Here is a 24,977-nt window from a genome sequence, read left to right on the forward strand (position 1 = left end):
ATTACTCACCCGCCAGCGCGCGTGGGAACAGCACATTGTTTTCCAGACTGATGTGATCCATCAGGTCATCAATCAGTTCATTAATGCCGTTATACATCGCTTTCCAGGTGGTGCAGGCTTCCGGCGGCGGTGTGACGTTATTGGTAGTGTGTTTGATTACTTCCAGCAGTTCACCCGCTTCATCGTGCTCGCTTTCCATCACGCTGATTGGCCCCATTGCCTGGCTGCCCATGCCTTGTTTGATCATCGGGAAGAGGATCTGCTCTTCTTTCATCATGTGGCTGGAAAGCTCTTCATGCAGCATAGTCAGGTATTTTGTCAGCCCTTTTGGCACGCTCGGTTTGTCGGCGTGAACGCGCTCTACTTTGGTAGCTTGCAGGATCAGCTCCGGCAGTTGCTCGCGGTGACGATCGTGGTAGCGCACGATGATATGGTCGATGATTTCCGCCAGTGGGGCGCTACGCCAGTCTTTCTCAATTGGTTGTTCAGCAAGCTTTGCCAGCTCGGCCTCAATGACGTCAACATCCAGCTCTTTACGTGCCGCCGCACGCGCCAGCGTTTGCTTACCGCCACAACAGTAATCCATATCATATTTACGAAACAGAGCCGAAGCGCGAGGAATAGAGAGCGCCAGTTCACCTAAAGGTTGGTCGCGATAAGCCATAGCTGATACCTCATTCTTAATAAGATAAGATGCATTTTAAATGCATCTTTAAGGCAAAAGCTATAACCCTTACGTAGCAGAGGCTTATTTAACTCACTGCCAGCATGTCAACTTTCTGAGACAGATTCAGTTAAAGGTTTTTCCGGTTTTGCTCTGACCGCAATAACCACGCCAACCACTAACAGCGCGATACCGCTCAACGTCATCAGCGGCGGCATTTGCTGGCGGAGTAAAAAGGTGTACAGCAAACCTGCCAGCGTTTCGAAAACAATCAGCGGCCCGAGAATCACTGTCGGTAATCGCTGGCTGGCGACGTTCCAGCAAAGTGCGCCAACCCATGAGCAAAGCACGGCGATCGCAATCATCAGGCTAATAAACACCAGCGGACGGGGGCCAAAGGGTAGGGAGAATTGCGGCGTTTGGGTATTCAGCCAGTAACAAGCGACGAGATAGCCGATGAGAGAAACCGGCAGCGTGACCAGCGCCTGCGCCGTCGCCCACATCATCGGATGTTTGTCGGGGTTTTCCCGCAGCCAGCGGGCGTTGCGCAGGGCATACCACGCCCAACAGACTACAGAGACTGACGCCAGCACGATGCCTGAGGTATAACGCGCCCAGTCAAAATCGGGGAGTCCGTGGTTTAACTCAGCAATATTCACACACGCCAGGCCGATGCCAATACAAACCAGCGCCGGGGCGAGTTTCCCCCATGCGAGTTTGCCGTCGCGCTGGCTGTACAGCAGATTGGCGAAGACGGGAATCACCACCGGCAGAGTGCCGATAATCATCGTGGAAACAGGTGCGCCGGTACGCTGAATGGCGCTGGCGAGACAGAAGTAATAGATAAGGTTGCCCATCATGGTGAGCATCAAGGCGGTAAGCCAGTCGCGACGCGCCAACTGACGCAGACGCACGCGTCCCAGCCAGGCAATGGGTAGCGCAATTAAACCTAACGCCAGATAACGCCCCATCGACTGCAACATCGCCGGGTATTCCGGTACGATCAACGGCCCGACAAAAATAAGCCCCCACATCAACCCTGCTAACAGGGCGTACAGCACGCCGCTAATCATTACTGGCATCCATTGGTCTGTCAGAAGAAATATTCAGGGAACAGACGTGGTCGTTCCCGGCATCCCGTCATTATCAGAGAGGATGCGGGAGGATGCCACTTTAATTAACTAGTTATTAACATTAAAAAGATTGCTTACGCTCTCGGCTAACGTTGTCGTTGGGCGGCCAATCAATTTGCTAAGCGTTTTGCTGTCATCAAACAGACCGCCTTTCGATGCGCCAACGTCAGAATCCGCCAGCATATCCGCCAGTCCGCCAGGCAGTCCGACGCTTTTCAGTGCCGCGGCGAAATCGGCTTTGCTTAGGTTTTGATAGGTAACCTGTTTGCCGCTCTGTTTGGTGAGTTCTGTCGCTAACTGAGTGAGCGTCCAGGCACTATCGCCTGCCAGTTCGTAAACCTTGCCTTCGTGACCGGCTTCGCTAATCACGCGTGCCGCAGCTGCTGCATAATCTGCCCGCGTTGCTGAGGCAATTTTGCCATCGCCCGCGGCACCGATAAATACGCCGTGCTCCAGTGCTGCCGGGGCGCTGGCGAGATAGTTTTCGGTGTACCAGCCGTTGCGCAGCAGGGTGTAAACGATGCCAGAATCAGCCAGCATTTTCTCCGTCTCGATATGCTCATCGGCGAGGCCGAGCGGGGAGGTATCTGCGTGTAGCAGGCTGGTATAAGCGATAAATTTCACGCCAGCCGCCTTTGCGGCATTAATAACATTCCGATGCTGCGGGGCACGTTGACCCACTTCGCTGGAAGAGATCAGCAGTAGTTTTTCCACGCCCTGTAGCGCAGATGTCAGTGCGGCTTCATCGCCGTAGTCAGCCTGACGCACGGTAATGCCTTGTGCTGTCAGTGCCTGTGCTTTTGCCGGATTACGAGCGATAGCCACTATTTGGCTGGCAGGAACCGTTTTCTTCAAGGATTCAATAACATAGTGACCAAGTTGGCCAGTGGCACCAGTAATAGCGATCATGTGAAGTCTCCATCGTTTTGTCTAGTGTTTAAATACGCTAACACCTAAACTTACTTTTAGTAAGTACATACAAAAAGGTAAGTATGAAATGAGTCAGGTTAGCCTGTCGCAACAACTGAAAGAGGGAAATCTCTTCGCTGAACAGTGCCCGTCGCGCGAGGTGTTGAAACACGTCACCAGCCGTTGGGGGGTGTTGATTCTGGTGGCGCTACGCGAAGGTACTCATCGCTTTAGCGACCTGCGGCGCAAAATCGGCGGGGTGAGTGAAAAGATGCTTGCGCAGTCGTTACAGGCGTTAGAACAGGATGGTTTTCTTAACCGTATCGCGTATCCGGTGGTGCCGCCGCATGTGGAATATAGCCTCACGCCGCTGGGCGAGCAGGTGAGCGAAAAGGTTGCTGCACTGGCGGACTGGATTGAGTTGAATTTGCCCGAGGTGTTGGCGGTGCGGGATGAACGTGCGGCATAACAGCCGGATGCGCTTATCCGGTCTACGGTTCATGGCTTGTAGGGCGGATAAGATGCGTCAGCATCGCATCCGCCAATAAATGCCGGATGCGATTGATGATTTGTCGGCCGAAAAAGAAGTGTTTTACTTACTCAAATCCACCTGATAAATCGCAAAGCCGACATCATCGGTCGCGACTTTATTCATCGGATACTGCCCTTTCTCTTTAATAAATGCTGCGGCTTTATCTGACGGGGAAGTTTCGAAACGGATATCCAGTTTCTTATCGCCAGCAATCGGCGCTAGACGCCAGTTGTTATCTGCCGCCGGGTGGATTTCTCCCGCACGTTTAGACTCTTCAGCAATCCACGCTGCCAGTACCGAGCGGTTCTCATCCGGTGAAGCAAAGGCAATATGGCTATCACCTGTTCCGGCAAATTTGCCGCCGTAAGCGCGATAATTATTGGTGGCAACGAGGAACATGGCATTCGGATCAATGGGTTTACCGTTAAAAGTCAGGTTATTAATCCGCTCTGCATTGGCATTAACCACCTGACATTCACCGTCATAGCGGGCGGGCTGGGTAACATCAATCTGATAATTCACACCATCAATCACATCAAAGTTATAGGTGCGGAAACCATCCCAGTTGATCAACGACTGTGGTTGAGTGCTGTTAGGATCAATCTGGTTAAACTGCCCGGCGGAGCACTCCAGCCACTCTTTCACCTCTTTACCACTGGCTTTCACCACGATAAGCGTATTGGGATAGAGATAGAGATCGGCGGCATTACGGAAGGTCAACTGGCCTTTTTCCACTTCGACATAGCTGGCAGGGTCGTTCTTACGCCCACCAACTTTAAACGGCGCGGCAGCAGAGAGCACGGGCAGTTTTGCCAGGTCCGGATCGCCCTGGATGTAATGTTCGACATACGCTTTTTGCGCGTTGTTCACCACCTGCACGGTCGGATCATCCTGCACCAGCGCCAGATAGCTATACATATTGTCGGCAGATTTACCGATCGGTTTGCTGACAAACTGGCGTGTGGCGTCGTGATCGGCCTTTAGCGTTTCTACCAGTTGGCTGTCTTCTGCGGCGAGAGATTTTTTATTGGTGATATCGTAAATAGGCCGTGCTTCGGCTTTGGCCTGCGTCACCTGCCATTTCCCGCTGTCATTATTGAGTTGCAGATCAACCACGCCCAGATGATCGCCCCACATGCCAGGCATTACCGCCGGAACGCCGTTCAGCGTACCTTTGGCAATATCCGTGCCTTTAATATCGGCAAAATCTTTACTCGGGAAGACGGCGTGAGCATGGCCAAACATAATGGCGTCAACGCCCGGAATTTCACTGAGATAATAAACCGAGTTTTCCGCCATCACTTTATACGGATCGGCAGACAAACCAGAATGAGCCAGAACGACAACAATATCGGCCCCTTTCTCGCGCATTTCTGGTACGTACTTGCGCACTGTTTCAGTAATATCGTTAACGGTGACTTTGCCGGATAAATTGGCTTTATCCCAGCTCATAATCTGCGGTGGCACGACGCCGATGTAGCCAATCTTCAGCGTCTGTTTTTTCCCGTCTTTATCGACCACTTCGGTGTCTTTAATTAAATACGGCGTAAACATGGGCTGTTTGGTCTTAGCGTCAATGACGTTGGCGTTTATATAAGGGAATTTCGCCCCTGCCAGCGCATTTTTCAGGTAATCCAGACCGTAGTTAAATTCATGATTGCCGAGTGTGCCGACCGTATAATCCAGCGTATTCAGCGCCTTATAAACCGGATGAACATCACCTGCTTTTAATCCTTTCGCCGACATGTAATCTGCCAGCGGACTCCCCTGAATCAAATCGCCGTTATCGACCAGCACGCTGTTTTTCACTTCATTACGCGCGTCATTAATCAGACTCGCAGTACGAACCAGTCCGAATTTTTCTGTGGCGGAGTCTTTGTAATAATCGAAATCCATCATATTGCTATGCAAATCAGAGGTTTCCATTATGCGGAGATCGACTGTTGCCGCATTCACACTGGCGGCAATCAGCGTAGCAAGAAGCGTTGCACTAAACTTAACCATCTGGGCATCCTTTTATGAATGAGTAGATGAAACGTCTTTCATACAGAGCGTTGAAGGATGCCATAAATAATAAATCAGGAAACGATGACGCCATCACAGTTGGCGGATTCTTTAACGATAGGGTATAAGTAAAACAACGAGTTAACACCACTGAAACAAAAGAGGTGGAGAATGTTAGAACAAGTATGTCAACTCGCACGGATTGCGGGCGATGCCATTATGCAGGTCTACGATGGGACGAAACCGATGGACGTCGTCAGCAAAGCGGATAACTCACCGGTGACAGCGGCGGACATTGCCGCGCATACCGTAATCATGGACGGTTTACGTACGCTGACGCCGGATATTCCGGTTCTGTCTGAAGAAGATCCTCCCGGCTGGGAAGTTCGTCAGCACTGGCAACGTTACTGGCTGGTGGACCCGCTGGATGGCACTAAAGAGTTTATTAAACGTAACGGCGAATTCACCGTTAATATTGCGCTCATCGACCACGGAAAACCGATTTTAGGTGTGGTGTATGCGCCAGTAATGAACGTAATGTACAGTGCGGCAGAAGGCAAAGCCTGGAAAGAAGAGTGCGGCGTGCGCAAGCAGATTCAGGTACGCGATGCGCGGCCGCCGCTGGTGGTCATCAGCCGATCCCATGCGGATGCAGAGCTGAAAGAGTATCTGCAACAGCTTGGCGAACATCAAACGACGTCCATTGGCTCTTCGCTGAAATTCTGTCTGGTGGCGGAAGGGCAGGCGCAGCTCTACCCACGTTTCGGACCAACCAATATTTGGGACACTGCCGCCGGCCACGCTGTTGCAGCCGCAGCCGGAGCGCACGTACACGATTGGCAGGGTAAACCGCTGGATTATACCCCGCGTGAATCGTTCCTGAATCCAGGATTCAGAGTTTCTATTTATTGAGCAACTTATGCAGCAAGTCCATCACTTGCTGCACCTCTTCCTGGTTGAGCGCCCCGTCCTTTGCCCATTGCACACGGCCGTCTTTATCGAGCACGGCAATGGCAGAACTCTCTTCATCCAACTGCCAGGCGCCGCGCGCGACGCCGTTGCTATCGACAATAAACTGCGACCATGGATAAAGCTTTTTATTACTTTCCAGACTGCTGCGCACAAACATGCCGGAACCCGGAATTGCGTCATCTGTGTTGACAATGGTGGTGGTCTGGTAGCGATCGTGCGGCAACTTCGCCGATTTAATCGCTTCTATCAGCGTCGCGTTTTTCTCTTTGGCTGACGTACGACCAGCAATATGTTGTAGCACTCGCACTTTTCCCGCTAACTGCGCGCTGTTCCAGGTTTTGTAGCTAAACTGATCTTTATCAAGCACCAACTCGCCACGATCGGTAATGCCAATCGGCGGTACTCGCTGGCCGGTTTCGAACTGATGTGCGGAGGCCATCATCGGCAGCAGCAGGCAGGTGAGGGCCAGAATCTTGCGTAGAGTCATGGTGTTTCCTTCTTATGATATGCAGGTGATCCGACCACTTGGGTCTGACTTTTAATCATATGTGCTATTTATCGAAAATCCCGCAAGTGTGATGCCAGTTTGCGGACAAGCGCACAAATCATATGAAAAATGAATGCTTATACTAAAGATTCTGATTAGGCGAAAAGATAATTCTGAATAATTGTAACGTTACGGTAAAAAAACTCATACAGGCTGGAAACATTACCGCAGTAGTCTATAGTCATTAGGCATTAAAATTTGCGCCTCATAATAGTTGGACCGATTGTGGTACCGCAAAGGCGTAATACTCAGCAGGAGACAACAATGAAAATTTTCCAACGGTACAACCCACTGCAAGTGGCGAAGTACGTGAAGATCCTGTTTCGTGGACGGTTATACATCAAGGATGTTGGCGCTTTTGAATTTGATAAGGGTAAAATTCTTATCCCAAAAGTGAAGGATAAACTGCATTTATCAGTGATGTCCGAAGTAAACCGTCAGGTTATGCGTCTGCAAACAGAGATGGCTTAACCAAAGTGCTATGCAGTAATAAGACGGCTCCTGATTCAGGAGCCGTTGATGTTTCTGAGGTTATGCGACGTTTTCTTCTTTATCTTTGTCTTTATCTTTAGCGTCAGTCAGTTTTGGCGAAAGGACGGTGGCTTTGCTGTCGATCCGCGTTACCAGCAGCTGGTCGATGCGGTAGTTATCGATATCCACCACTTCAAATTTGTAGCCGGCGAATTTCACCGAATCAGTGCGTTTGGGGATCTTACGCAGCATAAACATCATAAAGCCGCCAATGGTTTCGTAATTGCCTGACTGCGGGAACTCGTCAATATCCAGTACACGCATCACGTCATCAATCGGTGTTCCGCCATCGATTAGCCATGAGTTCTCATCACGCGCCACAATCTGCTCTTCCAGACCCTGACCAACCAGATCGCCCATCAGTGTGGTCATCACGTCGTTGAGGGTGATTATCCCCACCACCAGCGCGTATTCATTCATGATTACTGCAAAGTCTTCGCCCGCAGTTTTAAAACTTTCCAGCGCCTCAGAAAGGGTCAGCGTGTCTGGCACGATCAGTGTGTTGCGAATTTGGACGCCACTGTTCAGCGCCAGGCTTTGATTGGCCAGCACGCGGTTAAGCAGATCTTTCGAATCCACATAGCCGATGATGTGGTCGATATCTTCAGTACAGACGAGGAATTTTGAGTGCGGATGTTCCGCCACTTTATTCTTCAGACTTTGCTCGTCTTCGTGGAGATCGAACCAGATGACGTTCTCACGCGGAGTCATAGATGACGGGACAGTACGGGATTCAAGCTCGAACACGTTTTCAATCAGTTCATGCTCTTGTTTACGTAATACCCCCGCCAGCGCCCCCGCTTCTACTACCGCGTAAATATCATCGGAAGTGATGTCATCCTTGCGCACCATCGGCAGTTTAAAGATACGGAAGATCATGTTCGCCAGGCCGTTGAAGAACCACACCAGCGGGGTGCAGACGTACAGGCAGAAGCGCATCGGGTTGATGATACGCAAAGCCACAGCTTCTGGCGCAATCATACCGATGCGTTTCGGGGTTAAATCCGCAAACAGGATAAACATGCCAGTCACTAACGAGAAAGAGAGAATAAAGCTCAGTTGCTCAGAGAGCTCTGCCGACATATAGCGGGAGAACAGGCTGTTAAAAGCCGGGGAAAACGCCGCATCACCGACGATACCGCCGAGAATCGCCACTGCGTTCAGACCGATTTGTACCACGGTAAAGAACATGCCGGGATTTTCCTGCATATTCATAACGCGTTGGGCATTTATATTGCCTTCATCAGCCAGCAGTTTAAGTTTGATTTTGCGTGAGGCGGCAAGCGAGATCTCAGACATCGAGAAGAACGCACTTACAGCGATCAAGCAGAGTATGACTAAAATACTGTTTAACATATCTTATCTAACCGTTCAGGTCAGATCCTCGGAAGGGGAAGTTGATTAATTTGTGTGAAATACACATTGAAAGCCGATTCGAAGAGAGTGAACCGGCATTTTCAGAGGCTAGTATAGCGTAAGGTACTGTAAAGTCGCCAGAGGGTTAAATTTTTGTCTCATTTCACTTTGGGGCCACCTTTTAATACTACACTTCAGGCGGCAGACAAACGCCTATTCCGCCAATTCCGCAATAGCCATAAGGGTTTTTATGTAGATACTGTTGGTGGTCATCTTCGGCATAATAGAACGGTGTGGCGTTAGCAATCTCGGTGGTTATCTGGCGATCGTCATCGGCGGCGAGCATTGCGGCCTGAAAACGTTCCAGACTTGCGCGGGCGGCGGCATCCTGTTCTGGCGTCAGCGGGTAAATCGCGGAACGGTACTGCGTGCCGTGATCATTACCTTGACGCATCCCTTGTGCAGGATCGTGGTTTTCCCAGAAAACCTGCAACAGTTGTTCATAGCTGATTACCGACGGATCGTAAACCACTCGCACCGCTTCGGCGTGGCCGGTCTCACCGGAACACACTTCCCGATAAGTCGGGTTTGGCGTGTAACCGCCAGTGTAGCCTGCGGCAGTACTGTAAACACCGGGAAGTTGCCAGAAAAGGCGTTCAACGCCCCAGAAACAGCCCATCGCAAAAATGGCGATCTCCATTCCCTCAGGCACATTTGTCATTGAGTGACCGTTGACCGCATGCAGCGTAGCTACGGGCATCGGGGTATTCCGTCCAGGAAGGGCATCGGTGGGGGAAACCAGATGCTTTTTATCAAATAAACTCATGGTGTCGTTCTCCCGAAAGTCGGTCATAGGGGTTTAGGTTGTAACAAGGGACGTATTTGCACACAATAACCCCCGTGAATGGGTCTAAAGTAAAACATAAGTAATATTTTGGGTTTAGTCTGCTTTTTAATCCATATTGCTGGATTATTGTTAAGCCGTTTAACGGAGTTCCAGGGGCAGGAATAAAGGATATTCAGGAGAAAATGTGCGCTATATCCGACAGTTATGCTGTGTAAGCTTACTCTGCTTTAGTGGTTCTGCCATCGCCGCGAATGTCCGTCTACAGGTGGAAGGGTTATCGGGACAGCTGGAAAAAAACGTTCGTGCACAGCTTTCTACGATTCAAAGTGATGAAGTGACGCCAGACCGGCGCTTTCGCGCACGTGTTGATGATGCCATTCGGGAAGGTCTAAAAGCACTGGGCTATTACCAGCCAACAATTGAATTTGATCTCCAGCCACCGCCAAAGAAAGGACGGCAGGTGCTGGTTGCTAAAGTTACACCGGGTGTACCCGTGTTGATTGGCGGCACCGATGTTGTCTTGCGCGGTGGTGCGCGAACCGATAAAGACTATTTGAAGTTGCTGGATACTCGCCCGGCTATAGGTACGGTGCTAAACCAGGGCGATTATGAAAATTTCAAAAAGTCCTTAACCAGCATTGCGTTGCGTAAAGGTTATTTCGATAGCGAATTTACCAAAGCGCAGCTGGGCATTGCGCTCGGCCTGCATAAAGCCTTCTGGGATATTGATTACAACAGTGGCGAACGTTACCGCTTTGGGCATGTCACTTTTGAAGGTTCGCAAATTCGCGACGAGTACCTGCAAAACCTGGTACCGTTCAAAGAAGGCGATGAATACGAGTCAAAAGATCTGGCGGAACTGAACCGTCGCCTTTCCTCGACTGGCTGGTTTAATTCGGTAGTAGTGGCACCGCAATTTGATAAAGCGCGCGAAACGAAAGTATTACCGTTGACGGGCGTGGTTTCGCCGCGAACAGAAAACACCATCGAAACCGGGGTCGGTTACTCTACGGACGTGGGACCGCGCGTGAAAGCGACGTGGAAAAAGCCGTGGATGAACTCATACGGTCACAGTCTGACTACCAGTACCAGTATTTCCGCGCCGGAACAGACCCTCGACTTCAGCTATAAAATGCCGCTGCTGAAGAATCCGTTGGAACAATATTATTTGGTGCAGGGCGGTTTTAAGCGTACTGACCTGAATGACACAGAATCCGATTCCACTACCCTGGTCGCTTCCCGCTACTGGGATCTTTCCAGCGGCTGGCAGCGCGCCATTAACCTACGCTGGAGTCTCGACCACTTTACTCAGGGTGAAATTACTAACACCACAATGCTGTTTTATCCAGGTGTGATGATTAGCCGGACGCGATCACGCGGCGGCCTGATGCCGACCTGGGGCGACTCGCAACGCTACTCTATCGACTATTCCAACACAGCCTGGGGATCGGATGTCGATTTCTCCGTTTTCCAGGCACAGAACGTCTGGATCCGCACACTGTACGATCGCCATCGCTTTGTTACGCGCGGCACGTTGGGCTGGATTGAAACCGGTGACTTCGACAAAGTACCGCCGGATCTGCGTTTCTTCGCCGGGGGCGACCGCAGTATTCGCGGCTATAAATACAAATCTATTGCGCCGAAATATGACAATGGTGACCTGAAAGGGGCATCAAAGCTAATTACCGGATCACTGGAGTACCAGTACAACGTGACCGGAAAATGGTGGGGCGCGGTGTTTGTCGATAGCGGTGAAGCGGTGAGTGATATTCGCCGCAGCGACTTCAAAACCGGCACCGGGGTCGGCGTGCGCTGGGAATCGCCGGTCGGGCCGATCAAGCTCGATTTTGCCGTACCGGTCGCGGATAAAGACGAGCACGGGTTACAGTTTTACATCGGTCTGGGGCCAGAATTATGAGTTTATGGAAAAAAATCAGCCTCGGCGCGGTTATCGTCATCTTATTACTACTGGGCTCGGTGGCATTTCTGGTTGGCACCACCAGCGGCCTGCATCTGGTATTTAAAGCGGCGGACCGCTGGGTGCCTGGGCTGGACATTGGCAAGGTCACTGGCGGCTGGCGCGACCTTACCTTGTCTGACGTTCGTTATGAGCAGCCAGGCGTGGCGGTAAAAGCGGGCAATCTGCATCTGGCCGTTGGGCTGGATTGTCTGTGGAACAGCAGCGTTTGTGTTAACGATCTGGCGCTGAAAGATATTCAGGTCAACATCGACAGCAAAAAAATGCCTCCTTCTGAGCAGGTTGAAGAAGAGGAAGATAGCGGCCCGCTGGATCTCTCCACGCCGTATCCCATCACTCTGACGCGTGTGGCGCTGGATAACGTCAACATCAAAATTGATGACACTACGGTGTCGGTGATGGACTTCACCTCCGGCCTGAACTGGCAGGAGAAAACCCTGACCCTGAAACCGACGTTGCTGAAAGGCTTGCTGATTGCCTTGCCGAAAGTGGCGGACGTGGCGCAGGAAGAAGTGGTCGAACCGAAGATTGAAAATCCGCAGCCGGAGGAAAAGCCGCTCGGCGAAACGCTGAAAGATCTCTTTTCTCGCCCGGTATTGCCGGAAATGACCGACGTGCATTTGCCGCTCAACCTGAACATTGAAGAGTTTAAAGGCGAGCAACTGCGCGTGACAGGCGACACGGATATCACCGTGAGCACCATGCTGCTGAAAGTGAGCAGCATCGACGGCAATACCAAACTGGATGCGCTGGATATTGACTCTAACCAGGGGATTGTCAATGCCAGCGGTACGGCACAATTGTCCAACAACTGGCCGGTAGATATCACTCTCAACAGCACTTTGAATGTGGAGCCGTTGAAAGGTGAAAAGGTGAAGCTGAAAGTGGGCGGCGCGCTGCGCGAACAGCTGGAGATAGGCGTTAACCTTTCCGGTCCGGTGGATATGGATTTACGCGCCCAGACGCGGCTGGCGGAAGCTGGATTGCCGCTCAACCTGGAAGTGAACAGCAAACAACTTTACTGGCCGTTCACTGGTGAGAAGCAATATCAGGCGGATGACCTGAAACTGAAACTCACCGGCAAAATGACCGATTACACGCTGTCTATGCGTACGGCGGTGAAAGGGCAGGAGATCCCGCCAGCGACCATTACCCTTGATGCGAAAGGGAATGAACAGCAGGTCAATCTCGATAAACTCACCGTTGCGGCGCTGGAAGGAAAAACCGAGCTGAAGGCGCTGCTCGACTGGCAGCAGGCCATTAGTTGGCGCGGTGAATTGACGTTCAACGGCATTAATACGGCGAAAGAATTCCCGGACTGGCCATCGAAACTCAATGGTTTGATCAAAACGCGCGGTAGCCTGTACGGCGGCACCTGGCAGATGGACGTGCCGGAGTTGAAGCTGACCGGCAACGTCAAACAGAACAAAGTGAACGTTGAGGGAACGCTGAAAGGCAACAGTTATATGCAGTGGATGATCCCTGGTCTGCATCTGGAACTGGGGCCAAACAGTGCCGAAGTGAAAGGCGAGCTTGGGGTGAAAGATCTCAATCTTGACGCCACGATCAACGCGCCTGGTCTGGATAACGCGCTGCCAGGACTTGGCGGTACAGCGAAAGGGCTGGTGAAAGTTCGCGGTACGGTGGAAGCGCCGCAGTTGCTGGCAGATATCACCGCGCGCGGCTTGCGCTGGCAGGAACTTTCTGTGTCGCAGGTTCGCGTGGAAGGCGACATCAAATCCACCGATCAGATTGCGGGTAAACTCGACGTGCGCGTTGAGCAAATCTCGCAACCGGATGTGAATATCAACCTTGTCACTCTGAATGCGAAAGGCAGCGAAAAGCAGCACGAGTTACAGTTGCGGATTCAGGGCGAACCGGTTTCCGGTCAACTGAACCTGGCGGGTAGCTTTGATCGCAAAGAAGAACGCTGGAAGGGAACGCTTAGCAATACCCGCTTCCAGACGCCGGTCGGCCCGTGGTCGCTGACGCGTGATATCGCGCTGGACTACCGCAATCAGGAGCAAAAAATCAGCATTGGGCCACACTGCTGGCTTAACCCGAATGCGGAACTGTGCGTGCCGCAAACCATTGATGCCGGGGCTGAAGGGCGTGCGGTTGTGAATCTCAACCGCTTCGACCTGGCAATGCTGAAACCGTTTATGCCGGAAACTACTCAGGCCAGCGGTATCTTCACGGGTAAAGCGGACGTTGCCTGGGACACCACCAAAGAGGGGCTGCCGCAGGGCAGTATCACTCTTTCGGGGCGTAACGTGCAGGTGACGCAAACCGTCAACGATGCGGCGCTACCGGTGGCGTTTCAGACGCTGAACCTATCGGCAGAGCTGCGGAATAATCGCGCTGAGCTGGGCTGGACCATCCGTCTGACCAATAACGGCCAGTTTGATGGTCAGGTGCAGGTGACCGATCCGCAAGGCCGCCGGAATCTTGGCGGCAACGTCAACATCCGCAATTTTAACCTCGCAATGGTGAACCCCATCTTTACGCGTGGTGAAAAAGCCGCGGGGATGGTGAGCGCTAACCTACGTCTGGGCGGTGATGTGCAAAGCCCGCAGCTGTTTGGTCAGCTACAGGTCACGGGCGTGGATATCGACGGCAACTTTATGCCATTTGATATGCAGCCGAGTCAGCTTGCGGTCAATTTTAACGGTATGCGCTCGACGCTTGCGGGGACCGTGAGGACTCAGCAGGGTGACATCTACCTGAACGGTGATGCTGACTGGAGCCAGATTGAAAACTGGCGGGCGCGGGTAACGGCGAAAGGCAGTAAGGTCCGGATCACCGTACCACCGATGGTGCGAATGGATGTGTCGCCTGACATCGTATTCGAAGCGACACCAAGCCTGTTTACCCTTGATGGTCGCGTGGATGTACCGTGGGCGCGCATTGTGGTGCACGATCTGCCGGAAAGTGCGGTGGGTGTCTCAAGCGATGTGGTGATGCTCAACGATAACCTGCAACCGGAGGAGACGAAAACCGCGTCAATTCCGATCAACAGCAACCTGATTGTCCACGTCGGCAATAACGTGCGCATTGATGCCTTTGGCCTGAAGGCGCGGCTGACGGGCGATCTCAACGTCGTACAGGACAAACAAGGCCTGGGCCTGAACGGGCAAATTAACATCCCTGAAGGGCGCTTCCATGCATATGGCCAGGATCTGATTGTGCGCAAAGGCGAGCTGCTGTTCTCTGGTCCACCGGATCAACCGTATCTCAATATCGAAGCCATTCGTAACCCGGATGCAACAGAAGATGACGTAATCGCTGGTGTTCGTGTCACCGGGCTGGCGGATGAGCCGAAAGCGGAGATCTTCTCTGACCCGGCGATGTCACAACAGGCTGCATTGTCTTACTTGTTGCGTGGACAAGGGCTGGAGAGCGATCAGAGCGACAGCGCGGCGATGACTTCGATGCTGATTGGTCTGGGGGTTGCGCAAAGTGGTCAGATTGTGGGTAAAATCGGCGAGACATTTGGTGTAAGTAATTTAGCGCTCGACACCGAGGGGGTTGGTGATTCTTCCCAGGTGGTGGTCAGCGGCTATGTATTACCAGGCTTACAAGTGAAATACGGCGTGGGGATATTTGACTCTATAGCAACACTCACGTTACGTTATCGCCTGATGCCGAAGCTATATCTGGAAGCCGTGTCTGGTGTAGATCAGGCACTGGATTTGCTCTATCAGTTCGAGTTTTAGCTATGCGAATATTTGTCTACGGCAGTTTACGTCACAAACAAGGCAACAGCCACTGGATGACAAATGCCCAGTTGCTGGGCGATTTCAGTATCGATAACTACCAGTTGTATAGCCTGGGCCACTATCCAGGCGCAGTTCCGGGAAACGGAACGGTACATGGTGAAGTTTATCGTATTGACAACGCCACGCTGGCCGAACTTGATGCCTTGCGCACCAGGGGCGGTGAATACGCGCGCCAGTTGATTCAGACGCCGTACGGGAGTGCATGGATGTACGTTTATCAACGACCCGTCGATGGATTAACGCTGATTGAAAGCGGCGACTGGTTAGACAGGGATCAGTCATAATATAAACACGCCACCTTCGGGTGGCGTTGTTTTTTGCGATGTATCTCGCGATTTTTTTTTGTAACTTTTCCATCTTTTGCTTTTCTCTCCGAGCCGCTTTCCATATCTGCAATCGCATAAAAAACTCTGCTGGCGTTCACAAATGTGCAGGGGTAAAACGGGGGCACACTTTGAACGGTGAGTATGAGTGAGGTCGGCTAACTTCCAGCAAGTGGCTATGAACAGCAAAATGGTGGTCGAGTTTAGCTTGTTCTTACCGTTCAAGCCTTTCAACTGCTGAAAATAATAATAGTGGAGTAGATAGTTTATAAATTGCGGGCATAAAAAAACCCTTACTAACCGAAGCCCGGCGTTCAGGGTTATTGCGCTAGAAGAACTTATTTATTCTTTGCGCGCTCGAAGGAGGCAACGATTTCAGCTTTAGCGGCTTCTGCGTTTTCCCAACCTTCAACTTTCACCCACTTGCCTTTTTCGAGGTCTTTGTAGTGCTCGAAGAAGTGAGCGATCTGAGCTTTCAGCAGCTCCGGCAGATCGTTAACGTCTTTGATGTGATCGTATTCTTTGCTCAGTTTGGTGTGCGGAACAGCAACCAGTTTCGCATCTTCACCAGCTTCGTCGGTCATTTTCAGAACGCCAACCGGACGGCAACGGATCACAGAACCCGGCTGCAGCGGGTACGGAGTCGGGACCAGAACGTCAACCGGGTCACCGTCCAGAGACAGAGTGTGGTTGATATAGCCGTAGTTGCACGGATAGAACATCGCGGTGGACATGAAGCGGTCAACGAACAGTGCGCCGCTCTCTTTGTCGATTTCGTATTTGATCGGATCAGCGTTAGCCGGGATTTCGATAACAACGTAGATGTCTTCCGGCAGATCTTTACCCGCAGGGACGTTGAGTAAGCTCATGTCTGTTTCCTTTAAAATATGTGGCAAACAAGTGCCGAGTATTATAGCCAACTCGCGCCGAATGTCTTCGCTTGTTTTCGCCCTCATTTTCCTTTTTCGCCAGTTTTAAGACGGTTCGCAGAGCTGGAAAATCCATAACCGTAGCCGCATTTTTCATAGTGATATGAAAGCGATTACAAACTTGTGATTAACGATGTATTTACTTTTTTGAAGTGTGATGTAACGCAATCTGTTACAGAACCAATTGTCTATAGTTTTTTCGCGAACATCTTTTCACCAATAATAATCACCCCGACGAGGACAACCCTATGTGGAAACGCTTACTTATAGTCTCTGCAGTCTCGGCAGCCATGTCGTCTATGGCGTTGGCCGCTCCTTTAACCGTAGGATTTTCGCAGGTCGGATCCGAATCCGGCTGGCGCGCAGCAGAAACTAATGTGGCGAAAAGTGAGGCCGAAAAACGCGGTATCACACTGAAAATTGCCGATGGTCAGCAAAAGCAGGAAAACCAGATTAAAGCAGTGCGTTCCTTTGTCGCGCAGGGGGTAGATGCCATCTTTATCGCCCCGGTGGTTGCAACGGGTTGGGAACCTGTTTTGAAAGAAGCAAAGGAAGCCGAAATTCCGGTCTTTTTGCTTGACCGTTCCATCGACGTGAAAGACAAATCTCTCTATATGACCACCGTCACCGCCGACAACATCCTCGAAGGCAAGTTGATCGGTGACTGGCTGGTAAAAGAGGTCAATGGCAAACCGTGTAACGTGGTTGAGTTACAGGGCACCGTTGGGGCCAGCGTCGCCATTGACCGTAAGAAAGGCTTTGCCGAAGCCATTAAGAATGCGCCAAATATCAAAATTATCCGCTCGCAGTCCGGTGACTTCACCCGCAGTAAAGGCAAAGAAGTCATGGAGAGCTTTATCAAAGCGGAAAACAACGGCAAAAACATCTGCATGGTTTACGCCCATAACGACGACATGGTGATTGGCGCAATTCAGGCAATTAAAGAAGCGGGCCTGAAACCGGGCAAAGATATCCTGACAGGCTCTATCGACGGCGTGCCGGACATCTACAAAGCGATGATTGATGGCGAAGCGAACGCCAGCGTTGAACTGACGCCAAACATGGCGGGACCCGCCTTTGACGCGCTGGAGAAATATAAAAAAGACGGCACCATGCCTGAAAAGCTGACGCTGACCAAGTCCACCCTTTACCTGCCTGATACCGCAAAAGAAGAGTTAGAGAAGAAGAAAAACATGGGGTATTGAGACGTATCAGGCATCAATGCCTGATACCGACTCGTAGGCCGGATAAGGCGTTCACGCCGCATCCGGCAGTTGTGCACTGGTGGCTGATGCGACGCTGGCGCGTCTTATCATGCCTACGAGCTCGATGCGCTGTGTAGGCCGGATAAGGCGTTTACGCCGCATCCGGCGGTTGTGCGCTGATGCCTGATGCGATGCTGGCGTGTCTTATCAGGCCTACGAACTCGATGCGCTGTGTAGGCCGGATAAGGCGGTTACGCCGCATCCGGCGGTTGTGCACTGGCGCCTGATGCGACGCTGGTGCGTCTTATCAGGCCTACGAGCTCGATGCGCTGTGTAGGCCGGATAAGGCGTTTACGCCGCATCCGGCAGTTGTGCGCTGATGCCTGATGCGACGCTGGCGCGTCTTATCATGCCTACGAACTCGATGCGCAGTGTAGGCCGGATAAGGCGTTTACGCCGCATCCGGCGGTTGTGCACTGGCCCCTGATGCGACGCTGGCGCGTCTTATCAGGCCTGGCTGGAGCACGCTTTACTTCGGGGGAAACCATGACGACCGACCAACACCAGGAAATCCTCCGTACCGAAGGATTAAGCAAATTTTTCCCTGGCGTCAAAGCGTTAGATAACGTTGATTTCAGCCTACGCCGTGGTGAAATCATGGCGCTACTCGGTGAAAACGGAGCTGGTAAATCAACGTTAATCAAAGCACTTACCGGCGTTTACCATGCCGATCGCGGCACCATCTGGCTGGAAGGTCAGGTTATTTCACCGAAAAACACCGCCCACGCACAGCAGCTCGGCATCGGCACTGTCTATCAGGAAGTTAACCTGCTACCCAATATGTCGGTCGCTGATAATCTATTCATCGGCCGCGAACCTAAGCGTTTCGGCCTGCTACGACGTAAAGAGATGGAAAAGCGCGCCACCGAACTGATGGCATCTTACGGTTTCTCCCTCGACGTGCGCGAACCGCTCAACCGCTTTTCAGTCGCGATGCAGCAAATCGTCGCCATTTGTCGGGCCATCGATCTCTCCGCCAAAGTGCTGATCCTCGATGAACCCACCGCCAGTCTCGACACCCAGGAAGTGGAATTATTATTTGGCCTGATGCGCCAGCTGCGCGATCGCGGCGTCAGCCTGATCTTCGTTACTCACTTTCTCGATCAGGTCTATCAGGTCAGCGATCGGATCACCGTCTTACGCAACGGCAGCTTTGTTGGCTGTCGGGAAACCCGCGAGCTGCCACAAATCGAACTGGTGAAAATGATGCTGGGGCGTGAGCTGGATACTCATGCGCTACAGCGTGCCGGAAGAACATTGCTTAGTGACAATCCTGTTGCAGCGTTTAAAGATTACGGCAAGAAAGGAACGATCGCGCCGTTTGATCTGGAAGTACGCCCCGGCGAGATCGTCGGGCTGGCAGGTCTGCTGGGATCAGGGCGGACAGAAACCGCCGAAGTGATCTTCGGCATCAAACCAGCCGATAGCGGCACGGCGCTGATCAAAGGCAAACCGCAAACCCTGCGATCGCCACATCAGGCTTCGGTACTGGGCATCGGCTTTTGCCCGGAAGACAGGAAAACCGATGGCATCATCGCCGCCGCCTCGGTGCGGGAAAATATCATCCTCGCTCTCCAGGCCCAGCGCGGCTGGCTACGGCCGATTTCCCGTAAAGAACAGCAAGAGATTGCCGAACGCTTTATCCGTCAGCTAGGCATTCGTACTCCTTCCAGCGAACAACCGATTGAATTTCTCTCCGGCGGCAATCAGCAAAAAGTGTTGCTCTCACGCTGGCTGCTGACTCGTCCGCAATTTCTGATCCTCGATGAGCCAACGCGTGGCATTGACGTTGGCGCCCATGCCGAGATCATTCGCCTGATTGAAACGCTGTGCGCTGACGGTCTGGCGCTGCTGGTGATCTCCTCCGAACTGGAAGAACTGGTGGGCTATGCCGATCGGGTGATTATCATGCGCGATCGCAAACAGGTGGCGGAGATTCCGCTGGCAGAGCTTTCCGTTCCGGCGATCATGAACGCCATTGCGGCGTAAGGAGAACAGTGTGATGCCTCAATCTCTCCCGGACACCGCGTCGTCGAAAAAGCGCTTTCGCTGGCCGACGGGGATGCCGCAGTTGGTGGCGCTATTGTTGGTGCTGGTGGTCGATAGCCTGGTGGCCCCGCATTTCTGGCAGGTGGTGCTTCAGGATGGGCGTTTGTTCGGTAGCCCTATCGACATTCTTAATCGCGCCGCTCCGGTTGCGTTACTGGCGATTGGCATGACGCTGGTGATCGCTACGGGTGGGATTGATCTCTCCGTAGGGGCGGTGATGGCCATCGCCGGAGCCACAACGGCTGCGATGACGGTCGCGGGGTTCAGCCTGCCAATTGTTTTGTTAAGCGCCCTGGGTACCGGCATTCTGGCTGGATTGTGGAACGGCATACTGGTGGCGATCCTCAAAATTCAGCCGTTTGTTGCCACCCTGATCCTGATGGTTGCCGGGCGCGGTGTGGCTCAACTGATCACCTCCGGGCAGATCGTCACGTTCAACTCGCCGGATCTCTCATGGTTCGGCAGCGGATCGCTATTGTTCCTGCCTACGCCGGTCATTATCGCTGTGTTGACGCTTCTCTTCTTCTGGCTGTTGACCCGCAAAACGGCACTGGGGATGTTTATTGAAGCCGTTGGCATCAACATTCGTGCGGCAAAAAATGCCGGAGTTAACACACGAATCATCGTCATGCTCACCTACGTATTGAGCGGGCTGTGTGCGGCGATTGCAGGCATTATCGTGGCGGCGGATATTCGCGGTGCCGACGCCAATAACGCCGGGTTATGGCTGGAGCTGGATGCCATTCTTGCGGTGGTCATCGGTGGCGGATCGCTGATGGGCGGGCGCTTTAACCTGCTGCTCTCAGTGGTGGGGGCGCTGATTATTCAGGGAATGAACACCGGAATTTTACTTTCGGGCTTCCCGCCGGAGATGAACCAGGTGGTAAAAGCGGTGGTGGTGCTTTGCGTGCTGATTGTCCAGTCGCAACGCTTTATCAGTCTGATTAAAGGAGTGCGTAGCCGTGATAAAACGTAACTTGCCACTGATGATCACCATCGGCGTCTTTGTGCTGGGCTATCTCTACTGCCTGACGCAGTTTCCCGGCTTTGCTTCCACGCGCGTGATCTGCAATATCCTGACCGATAATGCCTTTCTTGGCATCATTGCCGTCGGTATGACCTTTGTGATCCTCTCCGGCGGGATCGATCTCTCCGTCGGTTCGGTGATCGCCTTTACCGGCGTGTTTCTGGCAAAAGTGATTGGCGATTTCGGCCTCTCGCCGCTGCTGGCGTTTCCACTGGTGCTGGTGATGGGCTGTGCCTTCGGCGCATTTATGGGGCTTCTGATCGACGCTCTGAAGATCCCGGCGTTCATCATTACCCTGGCGGGAATGTTCTTTTTGCGCGGCGTCAGCTATCTCGTTTCGGAAGAGTCGATCCCGATAAACCATCCAATTTATGACACGCTTTCAAGCCTGGCGTGGAAAATCCCCGGCGGTGGTCGCTTAAGCGCGATGGGGCTGCTGATGCTGGCGGTGGTGGTTATCGGCATATTCCTCGCGCATCGTACGCGTTTTGGTAATCAGGTATACGCCATTGGCGGCAACGCAACTTCGGCAAACCTGATGGGAATTTCTACTCGCAGCACTACTATTCGCATTTATATGCTCTCTACCGGATTGGCGACACTGGCAGGAATTGTCTTCTCGATTTATACCCAGGCTGGATACGCCCTGGCGGGTGTAGGTGTGGAACTGGACGCTATCGCGTCGGTGGTGATTGGCGGTACACTTTTGAGCGGTGGCGTTGGAACGGTATTAGGGACGCTTTTTGGTGTGGCGATTCAGGGACTGATCCAGACTTACATAAACTTTGATGGCACGCTGAGCTCATGGTGGACGAAAATCGCCATCGGCATTTTGTTATTCATTTTTATTGCCTTACAGCGTGGGTTAACGGTGTTGTGGGAGAATCGTCAGAGTTCGCCAGTAATGAGAGTGAGTCCGGAAATTAGACTAAAAGAATAAATTTAACTGATATATAAGGATATTTTTATGTGGGCAAAGGAAGGCGAGAATTTAAGTACAACATGCAAAAACTGTGGTGTGGCTGTTTTACCACCGGACGATTATTGTAAAAGTTGTGCGGATAAAAAACTTACGGGAATTGGTGGCTGGTTGTATTTACCTGCTATTTCTTTAGTGCTGGTGATTATTTCGAGCATCTATTCTTTTATACAAACATGGGGGCTTGTTCAGGGCAATCAGGAAGAACCGCTCAGAACTCTGCTGTATCTGGAAGTGGTTGGATTTGCCATGGTATTTCTGTTGGTAAGTTATACTACTTTTTTGTTTTTTAAAAAGAAACGCCAGCTTCCGCACTACTATATTGCCCTTCTTCTGTCGCTCTTCGTATTTAATGTTGCTGATATTTGGGGAGCAGTACAGTTTCTTCATGCCACAATTGAGCCTTTAGACGCATGGGGTGTGCTGAAAAATATCATTCATATGGCGATCTGGATTCCCTATTTCCGTGTCTCTAAACGAGTCAAATTAACTTTTGTTAATTAAAACGCAAAAACGCCGGAACCATCCGGCGTTTTTAGACCATTACGCGTCCGGGAACTCACGGATAAAGCGTTCGACATCTTCAACCATATGGTCGTTGCCGACGAAGAACGAACGGCGCTGGTGCAGGGTTTCCGGGATGATATCCAGAATACGCTCTTTGCCATCGCTCGCTTTACCGCCCGCTTGTTCCGCCAGGAATGCCATCGGGTTGCACTCATACAGCAAACGCAGTTTGCCGTCCGGATGGCTGGCAGTGCTTGGGTAGAGATAAATACCGCCTTTCAGCAGATTACGGTGGAAATCCGCGACCAGCGAGCCGATATAACGTGAGGTATACGGACGGTTGGTAGATTTATCTTCTTCCTGGCAGAATTTAATGTACTTCTTCACCCCGTTCGGAAACTTAATGTAGTTCCCTTCGTTGATAGAGTAGGTTTTTCCTTTCTCCGGGAAGCGCATCCGTTCCTGGCACAGGCAGAAAACGCCGAGCGAAGGATCGTAAGTAAAGGCGTGAACACCGCATCCGGTGGTGTAAACCAGCATGGTAGAGGAGCCGTATACCACGTAACCTGCAGCAACCTGTTTGTTACCAGGCTGGAGGAAATCTTCTTCAGTTACCGGCGTGCCGACCGGTGTAACGCGGCGGTAAATGGAGAAAATGGTACCGACAGAGACGTTAACATCGATGTTGGACGAGCCATCCAGCGGATCCATCAGCACAACGTATTTTGCGTGTTCACAACCTTCAAAGACGACAATCTCATCTTCTTCTTCGGATGCAATGCCCGCAACAATATCGCGTGCTTTCAGTGCGGCTTTCAGTTTTTCATTAGCGAACAAGTCGAGTTTTTGTTGAACCTCGCCCTGCACGTTCTCAGCACCGCTGGCACCCAGGATATCAACCAGTCCAGCTTTGTTGATATCGCGATGAATAATCTTGGCGCCCAGTTTTATTGCCGATAGCAAAGCAGTGAGCTCACCGGTAGCATGAGAAAACTCGTGCTGCTTTTCGACAATAAATTCACCTAACGTTTTCATAAAACTTTCCCTGCAATGTTTATGGAGTAAAGCGACCGCAATAATCTTAACAAATAATCTCAATGTTGCGCTCAGGTGAATCGCGCCAGCAAATTACGGATTATCCTGAAATGCGTTTCTCTGTTGCCCGACATATGCGTAAAATGAACGGTAGATTAAAAAAGGATAGTGACGTATGCGCATTCATATATTAGGAATTTGTGGCACGTTTATGGGCGGTCTGGCGATTTTGGCGCGTCAGTTGGGCCATGAAGTAACGGGTTCGGACGCCAATGTGTATCCGCCGATGAGCACCTTACTTGAGAAGCAAGGCATTGAACTGATTCAGGGTTATGATGCCAGCCAGCTCGATCCTCAGCCAGATCTGGTGATTATTGGCAACGCCATGACCCGTGGAAATCCGTGTGTGGAAGCGGTACTGGAAAAAAACATTCCATATATGTCAGGTCCGCAGTGGTTGCACGATTTTGTGCTGCGCGACCGCTGGGTGCTGGCCGTTGCCGGTACACACGGTAAAACCACCACGGCGGGAATGGCGACCTGGATTCTGGAACAGTGCGGCTATAAACCAGGTTTTGTGATCGGTGGAGTACCAGGGAACTTTGACGTTTCTGCACGCCTGGGCGAAAGCGACTTCTTTGTTATCGAAGCAGACGAGTATGACTGCGCCTTCTTCGACAAACGCTCTAAGTTTGTTCATTACTGCCCGCGAACACTGATCCTCAACAACCTTGAGTTCGACCACGCCGATATCTTCGACGACCTGAAAGCGATTCAGAAACAATTCCACCATCTGGTACGTATTGTTCCTGGTCAGGGGCGTATTATCTGGCCGGAAAACGACATCAACCTGAAACAAACCCTGGCGATGGGCTGCTGGAGTGAACAGGAGCTGGTGGGCGAGCAAGGTCACTGGCAGGCGAAAAAGCTGACCACTGACGCTTCTGAATGGGAAGTCTTGCTGGATGGCGAAAAAGTGGGCGAAGTGAAATGGTCGCTGGTGGGCGAACATAATATGCACAATGGTTTGATGGCGATTGCTGCGGCCCGTCATGTTGGCATCGCACCGGCTGATGCTGCTAACGCGCTGGGATTGTTTATCAATGCCCGTCGCCGCCTGGAACTGCGTGGCGAAGCTAACGGCGTGACGGTGTATGACGATTTTGCCCATCACCCAACGGCAATTCTGGCAACGCTGGCGGCGCTGCGCGGCAAAGTTGGCGGTACGGCGCGTATTATTGCCGTGCTTGAGCCGCGTTCCAACACCATGAAGATGGGAGTCTGCAAAGATGATTTGGCACCGTCACTAGGTCGTGCCGATGAAGTCTTCCTGCTGCAACCGTCACATATTCCGTGGCAGGTAGCAGAAGTGGCAGAAGCATGTATTCAGCCTGCGCACTGGAGTGGAGATGTTGATGCGCTGGCAGAAATGGTGGTGAAAACCGCTCAGCCTGGCGACCATATTCTGGTGATGAGCAACGGCGGTTTTGGTGGGATCCATCAGAAACTGCTGGATGGTCTGGCGAAGAAAGCGGAAGTTGCGCAGCAATCCTGAGACGTTTTATCAGGCCTACAGGGGCAACGTGCTTTTGTAGATACTGTTATGGCCTG

21 protein-coding genes are annotated in these 24,977 nt (G+C 51.9%); 12 read left to right on the top strand and 9 right to left on the bottom strand.

The features are described 5' to 3' along the window. Position 1 precedes the first annotated feature (1 nt). From ytfE to qorB, 3 genes are all read right to left on the bottom strand, one after another. On the bottom strand, positions 2-664 hold the full coding sequence (gene ytfE, locus FEK47_RS17030) for an iron-sulfur cluster repair protein YtfE (protein ID WP_000331449.1): 663 nt from the start codon (positions 662-664) through the stop codon (positions 2-4). Between the two features lie 107 nt (positions 665-771). Continuing rightward, positions 772-1,737 (bottom strand): DMT family transporter, encoded by a 966-nt coding sequence (locus FEK47_RS17035; protein WP_135486776.1) that lies wholly within the window; start codon positions 1,735-1,737, stop codon positions 772-774. A gap of 108 nt (positions 1,738-1,845) precedes the next feature. After that, the gene (qorB, locus tag FEK47_RS17040; RefSeq protein WP_135486747.1) at positions 1,846-2,706 is read right to left on the bottom strand and encodes an NAD(P)H:quinone oxidoreductase; all 861 of its coding nucleotides are present in this window, start codon (positions 2,704-2,706) and stop codon (positions 1,846-1,848) included. Between the two features lie 88 nt (positions 2,707-2,794). On the opposite strand from qorB, the gene FEK47_RS17045 reads away from it, so the two are divergent. Further along, positions 2,795-3,175 (top strand): helix-turn-helix domain-containing protein, encoded by a 381-nt coding sequence (locus FEK47_RS17045; RefSeq protein ID WP_000084622.1) that lies wholly within the window; start codon positions 2,795-2,797, stop codon positions 3,173-3,175. 123 nt (positions 3,176-3,298) lie between these two features. Here the strand turns inward: FEK47_RS17045 and cpdB are convergent, their stop codons facing one another. Next, the gene (gene cpdB / locus FEK47_RS17050; RefSeq protein ID WP_135486746.1) at positions 3,299-5,242 is read right to left on the bottom strand and encodes a 2',3'-cyclic-nucleotide 2'-phosphodiesterase; all 1,944 of its coding nucleotides are present in this window, start codon (positions 5,240-5,242) and stop codon (positions 3,299-3,301) included. A 171-nt stretch (positions 5,243-5,413) separates the two neighbouring features. Between cpdB and cysQ the strand changes: the two genes are divergently transcribed. Further along, a complete protein-coding gene (gene cysQ, locus FEK47_RS17055; protein WP_130206045.1) occupies positions 5,414-6,154 on the top strand; it encodes a 3'(2'),5'-bisphosphate nucleotidase CysQ in 741 nt (246 codons plus the stop codon). On the opposite strand, the gene FEK47_RS17060 is transcribed toward cysQ, so the two are convergent. Continuing rightward, positions 6,144-6,701, bottom strand: coding sequence for a YtfJ family protein (locus FEK47_RS17060; protein WP_138183296.1), 558 nt, complete (start codon positions 6,699-6,701; stop codon positions 6,144-6,146). The genes cysQ and FEK47_RS17060 overlap by 11 nt on opposite strands. Positions 6,702-7,025: 324 nt before the next feature. On the opposite strand from FEK47_RS17060, the gene FEK47_RS17065 reads away from it, so the two are divergent. Continuing rightward, on the top strand, positions 7,026-7,232 hold the full coding sequence (locus tag FEK47_RS17065) for a DUF1107 domain-containing protein (protein WP_000689228.1): 207 nt from the start codon (positions 7,026-7,028) through the stop codon (positions 7,230-7,232). Between the two features lie 60 nt (positions 7,233-7,292). Here FEK47_RS17065 and FEK47_RS17070 read toward each other — a convergent pair whose 3' ends face one another. Both FEK47_RS17070 and msrA read right to left on the bottom strand, forming a co-directional pair. After that, entirely contained in the window at positions 7,293-8,648 is a 1,356-nt protein-coding gene (locus tag FEK47_RS17070) for a hemolysin family protein (protein ID WP_130206047.1), read from the bottom strand. 187 nt (positions 8,649-8,835) lie between these two features. Further along, entirely contained in the window at positions 8,836-9,474 is a 639-nt protein-coding gene (gene msrA / locus FEK47_RS17075; RefSeq protein ID WP_135385114.1) for a peptide-methionine (S)-S-oxide reductase MsrA, read from the bottom strand. A 205-nt stretch (positions 9,475-9,679) separates the two neighbouring features. On the opposite strand from msrA, the gene tamA reads away from it, so the two are divergent. From tamA to FEK47_RS17090, 3 genes are read left to right on the top strand one after another with little or no spacing between them, the layout of a single operon-like run. Continuing rightward, positions 9,680-11,413 (top strand): autotransporter assembly complex protein TamA, encoded by a 1,734-nt coding sequence (tamA, locus tag FEK47_RS17080; protein WP_138183297.1) that lies wholly within the window; start codon positions 9,680-9,682, stop codon positions 11,411-11,413. Then, positions 11,410-15,189: an autotransporter assembly complex protein TamB gene (gene tamB / locus FEK47_RS17085; protein ID WP_138183298.1), complete on the top strand. Its 3,780-nt coding sequence runs from the start codon at positions 11,410-11,412 to the stop codon at positions 15,187-15,189. The genes tamA and tamB overlap by 4 nt, the downstream gene beginning before the upstream one ends. A gap of 2 nt (positions 15,190-15,191) precedes the next feature. After that, positions 15,192-15,536, top strand: coding sequence for a gamma-glutamylcyclotransferase (locus tag FEK47_RS17090; protein ID WP_130206055.1), 345 nt, complete (start codon positions 15,192-15,194; stop codon positions 15,534-15,536). A 377-nt stretch (positions 15,537-15,913) separates the two neighbouring features. On the opposite strand, the gene ppa is transcribed toward FEK47_RS17090, so the two are convergent. After that, positions 15,914-16,444, bottom strand: a complete 531-nt coding sequence (gene ppa, locus FEK47_RS17095) for an inorganic diphosphatase (RefSeq protein WP_064525871.1) — start codon at positions 16,442-16,444, stop codon at positions 15,914-15,916. Positions 16,445-16,752: 308 nt separating this feature from the next. On the opposite strand from ppa, the gene ytfQ reads away from it, so the two are divergent. The 5 genes from ytfQ (at position 16,753) to FEK47_RS17120 (ending at position 22,328) form a co-directional block, all read left to right on the top strand. Further along, on the top strand, positions 16,753-17,709 hold the full coding sequence (ytfQ, locus tag FEK47_RS17100; RefSeq protein ID WP_135486745.1) for a galactofuranose ABC transporter substrate-binding protein YtfQ: 957 nt from the start codon (positions 16,753-16,755) through the stop codon (positions 17,707-17,709). A 546-nt stretch (positions 17,710-18,255) separates the two neighbouring features. Beyond that, a complete protein-coding gene (gene ytfR, locus FEK47_RS17105) occupies positions 18,256-19,758 on the top strand; it encodes a galactofuranose ABC transporter, ATP-binding protein YtfR (protein ID WP_135385106.1) in 1,503 nt (500 codons plus the stop codon). Positions 19,759-19,771: 13 nt separating this feature from the next. After that, entirely contained in the window at positions 19,772-20,794 is a 1,023-nt protein-coding gene (gene ytfT, locus FEK47_RS17110) for a galactofuranose ABC transporter, ATP-binding protein YtfT (protein ID WP_130206106.1), read from the top strand. Then, on the top strand, positions 20,781-21,785 hold the full coding sequence (yjfF, locus tag FEK47_RS17115; protein ID WP_130216669.1) for a galactofuranose ABC transporter, permease protein YjfF: 1,005 nt from the start codon (positions 20,781-20,783) through the stop codon (positions 21,783-21,785). Before ytfT ends, yjfF begins: the two co-directional genes overlap by 14 nt. Positions 21,786-21,812: 27 nt before the next feature. Then, a complete protein-coding gene (locus FEK47_RS17120; RefSeq protein ID WP_135486744.1) occupies positions 21,813-22,328 on the top strand; it encodes a DUF2569 domain-containing protein in 516 nt (171 codons plus the stop codon). Between the two features lie 39 nt (positions 22,329-22,367). Here FEK47_RS17120 and fbp read toward each other — a convergent pair whose 3' ends face one another. Further along, positions 22,368-23,366: a class 1 fructose-bisphosphatase gene (fbp, locus tag FEK47_RS17125; RefSeq protein ID WP_000853753.1), complete on the bottom strand. Its 999-nt coding sequence runs from the start codon at positions 23,364-23,366 to the stop codon at positions 22,368-22,370. Positions 23,367-23,541: 175 nt separating this feature from the next. Between fbp and mpl the strand changes: the two genes are divergently transcribed. Continuing rightward, positions 23,542-24,921, top strand: a complete 1,380-nt coding sequence (gene mpl, locus FEK47_RS17130; protein WP_138183299.1) for a UDP-N-acetylmuramate:L-alanyl-gamma-D-glutamyl-meso-diaminopimelate ligase — start codon at positions 23,542-23,544, stop codon at positions 24,919-24,921. Positions 24,922-24,977: the final 56 nt, after the last annotated feature.

The organism is Escherichia sp. E3659 (genome assembly GCF_005781135.1).
Classification (GTDB): Bacteria; Pseudomonadota; Gammaproteobacteria; order Enterobacterales; family Enterobacteriaceae; genus Escherichia.

Excerpts from the sequence above, each read along its gene's own strand:
- ytfE (WP_000331449.1), bottom strand. The coding sequence starts at position 664 with ATGGCTTATCGCGACCAACCTTTAGGTGAACTGGCGCTCTCTATTCCT.
- FEK47_RS17035 (WP_135486776.1), bottom strand. The coding sequence starts at position 1,737 with ATGATTAGCGGCGTGCTGTACGCCCTGTTAGCAGGGTTGATGTGGGGG.
- qorB (WP_135486747.1), bottom strand. The coding sequence starts at position 2,706 with ATGATCGCTATTACTGGTGCCACTGGCCAACTTGGTCACTATGTTATT.
- FEK47_RS17045 (WP_000084622.1), top strand. The coding sequence starts at position 2,795 with ATGAGTCAGGTTAGCCTGTCGCAACAACTGAAAGAGGGAAATCTCTTC.
- cpdB (WP_135486746.1), bottom strand. The coding sequence starts at position 5,242 with ATGGTTAAGTTTAGTGCAACGCTTCTTGCTACGCTGATTGCCGCCAGT.
- cysQ (WP_130206045.1), top strand. The coding sequence starts at position 5,414 with ATGTTAGAACAAGTATGTCAACTCGCACGGATTGCGGGCGATGCCATT.
- FEK47_RS17060 (WP_138183296.1), bottom strand. The coding sequence starts at position 6,701 with ATGACTCTACGCAAGATTCTGGCCCTCACCTGCCTGCTGCTGCCGATG.
- FEK47_RS17065 (WP_000689228.1), top strand. The coding sequence starts at position 7,026 with ATGAAAATTTTCCAACGGTACAACCCACTGCAAGTGGCGAAGTACGTG.
- FEK47_RS17070 (WP_130206047.1), bottom strand. The coding sequence starts at position 8,648 with ATGTTAAACAGTATTTTAGTCATACTCTGCTTGATCGCTGTAAGTGCG.
- msrA (WP_135385114.1), bottom strand. The coding sequence starts at position 9,474 with ATGAGTTTATTTGATAAAAAGCATCTGGTTTCCCCCACCGATGCCCTT.
- tamB (WP_138183298.1), top strand. The coding sequence starts at position 11,410 with ATGAGTTTATGGAAAAAAATCAGCCTCGGCGCGGTTATCGTCATCTTA.
- FEK47_RS17090 (WP_130206055.1), top strand. The coding sequence starts at position 15,192 with ATGCGAATATTTGTCTACGGCAGTTTACGTCACAAACAAGGCAACAGC.
- ppa (WP_064525871.1), bottom strand. The coding sequence starts at position 16,444 with ATGAGCTTACTCAACGTCCCTGCGGGTAAAGATCTGCCGGAAGACATC.
- ytfQ (WP_135486745.1), top strand. The coding sequence starts at position 16,753 with ATGTGGAAACGCTTACTTATAGTCTCTGCAGTCTCGGCAGCCATGTCG.
- ytfR (WP_135385106.1), top strand. The coding sequence starts at position 18,256 with ATGACGACCGACCAACACCAGGAAATCCTCCGTACCGAAGGATTAAGC.
- ytfT (WP_130206106.1), top strand. The coding sequence starts at position 19,772 with ATGCCTCAATCTCTCCCGGACACCGCGTCGTCGAAAAAGCGCTTTCGC.
- FEK47_RS17120 (WP_135486744.1), top strand. The coding sequence starts at position 21,813 with ATGTGGGCAAAGGAAGGCGAGAATTTAAGTACAACATGCAAAAACTGT.
- fbp (WP_000853753.1), bottom strand. The coding sequence starts at position 23,366 with ATGAAAACGTTAGGTGAATTTATTGTCGAAAAGCAGCACGAGTTTTCT.
- mpl (WP_138183299.1), top strand. The coding sequence starts at position 23,542 with ATGCGCATTCATATATTAGGAATTTGTGGCACGTTTATGGGCGGTCTG.